Annotated in this window: 7 protein-coding genes; 6 read left to right on the forward strand and 1 reads right to left on the reverse strand. The window is 32.8% G+C overall.

Annotated features, from left to right (window positions below; translation table 11 throughout):
• The first annotated feature begins 514 nt into the window (after nucleotides 1-514).
• Together G9F74_RS28965 and G9F74_RS28970 are read left to right on the forward strand one after the other, a co-directional pair.
• Nucleotides 515-2446 (forward strand): glycosyltransferase, encoded by a 1932-nt coding sequence (locus G9F74_RS28965; protein WP_016107409.1) that lies wholly within the window; start codon nucleotides 515-517, stop codon nucleotides 2444-2446.
• 64 nt (nucleotides 2447-2510) lie between these two features.
• The gene (locus G9F74_RS28970; protein ID WP_016107408.1) at nucleotides 2511-3287 is read left to right on the forward strand and encodes a class I SAM-dependent methyltransferase; all 777 of its coding nucleotides are present in this window, start codon (nucleotides 2511-2513) and stop codon (nucleotides 3285-3287) included.
• A 38-nt stretch (nucleotides 3288-3325) separates the two neighbouring features.
• Here the strand turns inward: G9F74_RS28970 and G9F74_RS28975 are convergent, their stop codons facing one another.
• Entirely contained in the window at nucleotides 3326-4270 is a 945-nt protein-coding gene (locus tag G9F74_RS28975) for an NAD-dependent epimerase/dehydratase family protein (RefSeq protein ID WP_001230836.1), read from the reverse strand.
• 317 nt (nucleotides 4271-4587) lie between these two features.
• Here G9F74_RS28975 and G9F74_RS28980 point away from each other — a divergent pair, with 317 nt between their 5' ends.
• The 4 genes from G9F74_RS28980 to G9F74_RS28995 all read left to right on the forward strand — a co-directional run bounded on the left by G9F74_RS28980 (nucleotide 4588) and on the right by G9F74_RS28995 (nucleotide 8532).
• The gene (locus tag G9F74_RS28980; protein WP_000790068.1) at nucleotides 4588-5382 is read left to right on the forward strand and encodes a sulfotransferase family 2 domain-containing protein; all 795 of its coding nucleotides are present in this window, start codon (nucleotides 4588-4590) and stop codon (nucleotides 5380-5382) included.
• Nucleotides 5383-5598: 216 nt separating this feature from the next.
• Nucleotides 5599-6312: a class I SAM-dependent methyltransferase gene (locus G9F74_RS28985; protein ID WP_000389968.1), complete on the forward strand. Its 714-nt coding sequence runs from the start codon at nucleotides 5599-5601 to the stop codon at nucleotides 6310-6312.
• 37 nt (nucleotides 6313-6349) lie between these two features.
• A complete protein-coding gene (locus G9F74_RS28990; protein WP_016107407.1) occupies nucleotides 6350-7222 on the forward strand; it encodes a class I SAM-dependent methyltransferase in 873 nt (290 codons plus the stop codon).
• Nucleotides 7223-7455: 233 nt separating this feature from the next.
• Nucleotides 7456-8532, forward strand: a complete 1077-nt coding sequence (locus G9F74_RS28995; protein ID WP_016107406.1) for a glycosyltransferase WbsX family protein — start codon at nucleotides 7456-7458, stop codon at nucleotides 8530-8532.
• Nucleotides 8533-8605: the final 73 nt, after the last annotated feature.

Genomic DNA, 8605 nt, shown 5'->3' on the forward strand with positions numbered 1-8605 from the left:
TAAAAATAAAAATTGACGTTTCACGTTGTTTGTTTCGTTCAGTTTTCAAAGAACTACTTGGTCGCTCATTTGCGACTCCCTTATGTTAACATCTTCATGTTTCAATGTCAACTAAGTTTTTTGTTTCGTTTGTCGTTTTCTGCGTTATTGCATCGGCGACTTGTTCTATATTACACTTCTAACCCTTAATCGTCAATACCTTTTATGTTTTTTATTTTATAAATTATAAACCTCTTAATTTCTAATCCATCCCTAGAGATTCTAAAACTCCTTTAGTCAAATTAATAATCGGCAATTTATAACCTTTAGCTTAATACTAATACTTTTCTAAAGAATGAATGTCAGGCTAAGTAAATATATATTAAGGGTAGTAGTGCACCCGAGCTAAGATTACCATTTTCCCCTCTCGCTTATCTCTAGGGGGATTATAAATAAAATACTTCCTTATCTTCTTTTCCTTTACTAAGTCGATAGAAAAGTAAAGAAATCTAATAAACTTAGGAGGCGTTATGAAATGCATGTTAATAAGAAAATCATTTATGTATCCCATGATGCCCATTTCCACGGAGCACAGCTGCTTTCTTTACATACTATTAAAGCTCTTAAAGAAAACTTCGATTACTCCGTCGCAATTATTTCTATTGGATCAGGCATTTTAATCCCCGATTTTCAAAAATATGGTCCTGTTTATTGCTTAGAGGAAGACTACCCCACGGAAGAAACGGTCGAATTATTAATAAAGACTTTATTATCACAAGACTATACCATTGCCATATGCAGTACGGTCATAAGTGGTGATATGGTTGCATTACTAGCTAGGCACAATATAAAAGTTATTTCGTTAATACATGAATTACCGCATTTAATACAACAGTACTCTGCCGAAGGAAAAGCTAGAAACATCGCTGAATCTGCTTACAAAATTGTCTTCCCTTCACAATACGTATATGAAAAATTCCTTACAATCACGCAATTAGATCATCAAAAATGTCACATTCTCCCTCAAGGTTTATTTAACCACAATCCTTATAAGAATAATATTACAGTGGCTAGAAATGAATTACGCAAAAAACTCAACCTGCCTCTAGATAGTAAAATTATTTTAGGTGTAGGTTTCGCCGATTATCGAAAAGGAATAGATTTATTCTCATTTATTGCTTACTCAGTAAGAAAGGTTCATACTAATATTCATTTTATTTGGGTAGGGAGAACAGATGTTCACCTTATGGATACTCTATCACCAAGATATAAAGCACATTTCACATTAGTTGATCCTACTCCAGATATCGGTTTATATAATGCCGGGGCTGATTTATATTTATTAACCTCAAGGGAAGACCCTTTTCCAAATGTTGTTTTAGAAGCATTAGATACAAAGGTTCCTGTTATAGGTTTTAAAAACGCTGGAGGTTTTGAGGATGTTGTTACAGAAAAAACCGGTGCCTTAGTAGACTTTTTAAACTTACCAAAAATGGTCGAAAGAATATATGAACTTATTGGAGATGAAGAGTTACGCTTACAAAAGGGGAGCTTTGGCCAAGAGCTCATTGAAAAAAACTTTAATTTTCTTAATTACATTTATCAATTATTAGCGCTTCTCGAACATAATTACAAAAAAATAAGTGTAATTGTACCAAACTATAATTATGAACACTACTTACCTGACCGAGTCAGATCAATATTAAACCAAACCTACCCCCTTTACGAACTAATTTTCCTAGACGACGCCTCTACTGACAATAGCGTATCAACATTTGAAAAGCTGCTCTCAAAAGAAAATAAGCCTCATCTGAAAGTTCAACGAATTATTAACGAAAAAAACTCTGGTTCTGTATTTAAACAATGGATAAAAGGAGTCTCCGCAGCAACCGGTGATTATATTTGGATCGCAGAATCAGATGACTTATGTGAGAAGACATTTTTACAAGAGGTGATACATGGATTTCATATAAATAACAAGGTTACCTTAAGCTACACACAATCAAAACAAATAGACGAACAAGGAAATGTAATAGCTGATCATTATTTAAATTACACAAATGATATCGATAAAGAAAAATGGAAAACCCCCTATTTTCGAAAAGGCATAGATGAAATACAAGATACGTTACTTATTAAAAACACTATACCTAATGTCTCAAGTGTAGTGTTTAAAAACATAGATATAAAAAACACAGAAAAACAACTAGCAAAATTTAAAATTGCTGGTGATTGGTTTTTCTATGTTTCCATCCTGCAAGAGGGACATATTCACTTTAATCCAAAGTCCCTAAACTATCATAGACGACATACAAATAGTGTAACGAAAACAGAAGATTCATATTCTCATTATAATGAAGTTGTACAAATGCAGAATTTCATTAAAAAGAACTTTACTATCGACGATATTTCTAAAATGAAGATGTATACATATAGAAAATACCTAAAAACATACTTGAACATTTAACCTTGAACTTTATTTACTATCCGCATTTTTATAAGACGCTACTATTATTTAGGGGGAATACTCTTTGAAAGCATTTATAGAGGAAAATAAAAACTTAATTTCTCAAATCGCAAACAACTACAATGTAAACGCAAATATCCATCCTGAGGATCACATTTTTCAGTTCCTTGTCACTAATCCAGTCTTTCCTTCTAAAAAAGAAGCGATAGATTATTATTTTAAAGATGGACAAAAATCAGCACAAATACTCTTAGACTTAATTACTTCCTTTTATCCTCCTGCAGACAATCCAATTAAATTATTAGAATTTGCATCTGGATATGGCTGCGTAACACGCCATTTATTAAATCTACAAGCAAACTTGAGTATAACTGCTTGTGATATACATGAAGAAGCTATTACTTTTATTGAAAACACATTAAATCATTCTTCTATATTATCTCATCCTGAACCTGAACATTTAAAATTGGAAACTTCTACGTACGATATTGTTTTTTGTTTATCCTTTTTTTCTCATATGCCTGATACAACTTGGTTTCGTTGGCTTCAAACATTGTATAGTGCTGTTTCACCTGGTGGTTTATTCATTTTCACCACCCATGGGTATCAAAGTAAAAAATACTTTGGATTTCCAAATTTAAATGAACAAGGCTATTGGTTCCTTCCTTCTAGTGAACAATTCGATTTAGATGTTAACCAATATGGCCAAACGATAGTTAGCCCCTCTTACGTGTGTGACAAAATTAAGTTATTACCCTATAACCCTATCATTAAAAAATACACTGAAGGGTTTTGGTGGGATCATCAAGATCTTTGGGTAATAAAAAAAGAAGTAAAATAATAAACCATGCTCTGCTTATATAAGTAGAGCATGGTTTATTATTTTTTACTATATAAGAACTCTTCAATCCATAACTTATTTAATCTAATTCCACTTTTGAAATCTATTTTAGGTTCCCAATTAAATTCTTGTCTCACCTTATCTATATTTAAAATGATTTTTTGAACATTTTCTTGTTTTGGTTTATAACAGATAAAGTCTACTTTTCTTTCTGTTATTTTCTCCAATTCCACTATAATTCGTTTTAAAGAAAGACCTTTGCCACTTCCTATATTATATACACAAGATTTCAATCGATTTAATTGTGATAGTTGTATAGTAATTTCAACTAAATCATCGATATAAATATAATCTCTAATAATCTCTTGTGGATTCCCGTATATATTAATCCTTTCATTACTAAGATGTTGGTACAAAAAACAATTTATTGCCCCAACTTTCTTTAAAGGATTTTGATATTTCCCATATGGATTAGAGTATCTACATACAACATAGTCGATGCCGTAGTTTCGCTTATAAAAATACAAATAATTCTCAAGCGAAACTTTTGTGATTCCATATGGAGAAAGTGGTTTCAACGGATGCTTCTCATCAATAGGCAAATATTCAGGTTCCCCATAAACTGTACCCCCTGAAGATGCTAATACAATTTTTTTAATACGAAAATCTTTAACACTTTCCATGAAATTAAGAAAAAAAAGGCTACTGTTAATATCCCCAAAAATATCTTCGATGGAAGTTGCTACATTAGACGTCGCAGCTAAATAAATAATAATATCCACATTCACTAAAGCTTTATATATATCTTCAACATTTTCTAAATCACCTTTAATAAATTCAACTTCATTTATAATATTTCGAGGGAAATTATTTATATGCCTGGAAAATACTTTTACATTTTGTCCCTGTTCTAATAAACCTAACGTGAGGTTAATACCAATGAAACTATTTCCACCTACTATTAAATAATTATTCTTCCTCATAATATCCTCTCTCTAGTAAGCAAATTTTTTACTCTTCACACCTAGAAATGCAAATACATGAACTCGATCATTGTTATTATTCATACTCTTGTAATTGTATGCCCCTTATACATTTTCATTATCTTTATTTTATATTTTCATTTTAGAATCACTATCTTATCTAAAATGTCCGAAAAAACACTTATAATATTTACTCACCCCCATGAATATAGTTTATTAATAAAAAATCAACCTTCTCTTCCTATATTTCCACTCGTGTATTCCATTTAAAGATGCTTCTACATACACAAAACTCTCGAAAAAGGAGTACAGAACTCATGAAAAATATAAATCAAAAACTTTTAAACCATGTAATTCTACATAAAGATCGAATTCCACACTTCCATAAAGACTTTCCCCTTATACTATTTTGGAGTCATAGAAGTGGATGCACCGCATTAGCTAATTGGTTCTTTTTTCAAATTGGATTATATACTGAAGCAAAGAAATACAATGACTTTATTCATTACTATGAGTTCTGGGTATACAAAAACAAAGAAAATTACATACCTGAGTTACAAAATGTTCTTCTAAAAGGGAAAAAAGATGTTTGTAAACTCGTACGAAATCCCTATACAAGGGCCGTTAGCTCATTTCTATTACTTGCTGACAATCCATATGCTAGCCCACAATGGGAAAGTATCCGAAAATGTTTTTATAATGACAAATATAGTAATGAAGGAATATCATTTAAACAATTTTTATATTACGTTCAAGCACTTGGTCCCAACTCCCTAGTAATGGATATACATTTTAGTCAGCAATATGTTCAGGGGGAAGAAGCCTTCATCCAACGCTACATACCTTTAGAAGATTTTAATAAGCAAATTCCCAAAATAGAAGACGAATACGGTTTAATTAAGTCCGACCTAGCCATACTTACGAATTCAGATCATCATCGCACTCATAAGATGATGTATGAAGGCAGCTATGCAGAACTTAGCATTACAGATGAAGCCTTCCCCCGATTTCCAACATATAAAAGCTTTTACGATAAAGAAACTATGGATTTAGTTACAGAAATATATGCACAGGACTTTGAAATGTATCCATACAAGAAAGGGATATTTTAAGTCTATACATTCTTCAATGAATAAAAGCGAATGTCTCGCATAGCATAAATTGACACTGTAATTCGCGCGAGATTATCCCTCAGCTGGTTATCCCCTTCTATCAATCGTACTTGTATGAGTTTCCTAATTTTCAGCCACTCTCTTTGATTCCTTTGATTGTTGAAGTGTGTCATACTATCCATCAATACATTGCATTTAAAACAGGAGTGATGTCATGTGGAAGACAATTTGAAACACAATACTGGGTACTGCGTTATTTGCGAGAAGGAAACTACATTTATAGAACATAATGATTGGCTTAGAGATCATTACTTATGTTCTACATGCCAATCTATACCAAGGCAGCGAGCTTTAATCCATGTTTTAAATACATTTTTTCCAAAATGGAATTCCTATAATATCCACGAATCCTCTCCTGGAGGAATTACAACTCAGCTACTAATAAAAAACTGTAAAAACTATACATATTCTCAATACTTTAAAAACTATCCTCTCGGCCAATACTTTCAAGGAATTAGATGTGAAAATTTAGAAGACATGACCTTCCCCAGTGAATCTTTTGATTTATTCATTACTCAAGATGTTTTTGAACATGTCATGACGCCAAACAAGGCATTTAAAGAAATAGAACGAGTATTAAAACCTGGTGGTGCTCATGTATTTACTGTCCCTTGGTATCATACACTCACAAAGACTGTGCAAAGAGCAAGAGTGAATAAAGAAGTAATTGAGCATATTGAAGAGCCCATTTATCATGGAAACCCTATCGATGAGAATGGGTCTTTAGTAACATTTGATTGGGGGCTAGATATGATTGAATATATTTACACACAGGCAAATATGTATACTACTGTTTATTTACAAAAGGATAGATCATTAGGGTTAGATGCTGAATTTTTGCATGTTTTTATTAGTACAAAAAAATCGTAAATAAATTTTATCATTATGTAATTTGGAGGTTTAACAAATGAATAATTTTAAGTTAGGAAGTGATTTTGATAACCTTGTTAGTCCATTATCTGACGTTGAACTTCTAAATCTATTTATACAAAGTTGCTCAGAAACAACAATAAACGGTGTACCCGTACCTATGTTCCCCCCTGAAGAAATCCAAAAACAATTTGTAGGTGCTTCCTATGAACACGCCCTATATGAAGCATATTTGTTTTATAGTCATATAAAAACATACGCTCAAAATTTAGGGGTTCCCTTGAATAAAGAAAGTAAAGTTTTAGACTTTGGTTGCGGTTGGGGACGAATTATACGCTTCTTGTTCAAAGATGTTCGGGATGAAAATCTGCTTGGGATTGATGTAGACCCCTTCATGATTGCTCTTTGCAATGAAACATTAGGAAGAGGGATATATAAAACCGCAAGCCCACAACCTCCTGTAGAATTTATTCGTGACAATTCATTAGACATCATATTCGCTTATTCTGTATTCTCACATTTATCCGAAGAAACTGCAGAAAATTGGATAAAAGAATTTTCAAGAATTCTGCGTCCAGGTGGAATCTTCATCGCAACAACACAGGCACGATATTTTCTCGATTTTTGTCAACAATTCAAGGAACACCCTGAATTAATTCAAACAGGATGGCATAAAACTTTATCTCAGGCTTTTCCAGATATACATCGCGCTATCTCGGATTATGAACATGGGAATTTTGTACACAGTCCTACTGGTGCAGGAGATGTTAGAGATAGCAGCTTTTATGGAGAAACTGTTATACCTATGACCTATATTAAAAAGCATTATGAGAAGTATCTAAAACTGCGGGATTTTTTTGATGATGTAAACCGGTTACCACAGGCCCTATTTGTTCTCCAGAAAGATTAACTTCTTTCGTTCATAGTAATCCGCTTAATTTCATGATGAATGATACTTTTTATTTCAGACATATATATGAGAGCACCCAAGACTCTCGTATTAAGCAAACTATAAAACTAAATCCAATACGTAGCATACAAAAACAGTAAGAGAATATAAAATCTCTCGTTTTAAACTTGCTCCACAAAATCAAAAGTAACTTCCCACCACTTGAACTTCGAAGAACATAAGGGGGATATAACTTGAAAATAATCGCTTTTTACTTACCACAATTCCATCAAATAAAAGAAAATGATCGCTGGTGGGGTAAAGGTTTTACTGAATGGACGAATACTAAAAATGCACAACCTTTATTTTCAGGACATTATCAACCTAGGGAACCTTATCAAGATTTTTATTATGACTTAACTACCCCATCCGTAAGAAAATGGCAAGCAGAAATCGCGAAAGCATACGGTATATATGGTTTTTGTTATTATCACTACTGGTTTAAAGGTAAGAGGCTATTAGAAACACCTTTTAATGAGGTACTTAAGATAGGGGAACCAGATTTTCCATTTTGCCTTTCTTGGGCAAATGAGCCATGGACAAAATCTTGGGATGGTCTTGATAAACATATATTAATGCCTCAAGATTATGGAGATGTATCAGATTGGAAAGAGCACTTTGAATATTTATTACAAGCGTTCCAAGATAAAAGATATATTCGTATAGATGATAAACCTCTATTCATTATTTATCGCCCGGGACATATTCCTGATTGTGAAAAAATGCTTAATTATTGGAATGCATTAGCACGAGAAAACGGTTTAAAAGGTATATACTTTACAGAAACATTAAACAGTTTTCCACTCCCTGATATAAATGGGTTCGATGCTAGCATTCAGTTTGAACCATTTTATACAATTGCCCATGATAGCTCTTCAGACATAAATAAAACAATATATGAGTCTGGTATGCAATTAAATGCTTGGGACTACGATAAAGTATGGATGTATATATTAAAACGATCTCCTCCAAAGAAAAAAATATTCCCTGGAGCTTTCGTTGATTGGGATAACACTGCACGACGCAAAAATTCAAATAGCAGTATTTTTATAGGTTCTACTCCTGAAAAGTTCGCAATCTATTTAAGTAAGCAAATTCATCGTACTTACTCTCTTTATAACAGTGAGTTTTTATTTATCAATGCGTGGAACGAATGGGCAGAAGGAACCTACTTAGAACCAGATCAAAAATATGGATTTTCCTATTTAGAAGCGGTTAAAAAGGCAATCGATAGAGGTATGAAAGCATACAAAAAAGACGAGTCATCCTGACTCGTCTTAAGCTTGCTTGGCGACGTCCTACTCTCACAGGGACAAGGTCCCAACTACCATCGGCGCTAGAGAG

The sequence above is a fragment of the Bacillus sp. EKM202B genome (assembly GCF_011066025.1).
Lineage (GTDB): Bacteria > Bacillota > Bacilli > Bacillales > Bacillaceae_G > Bacillus_A > Bacillus_A toyonensis.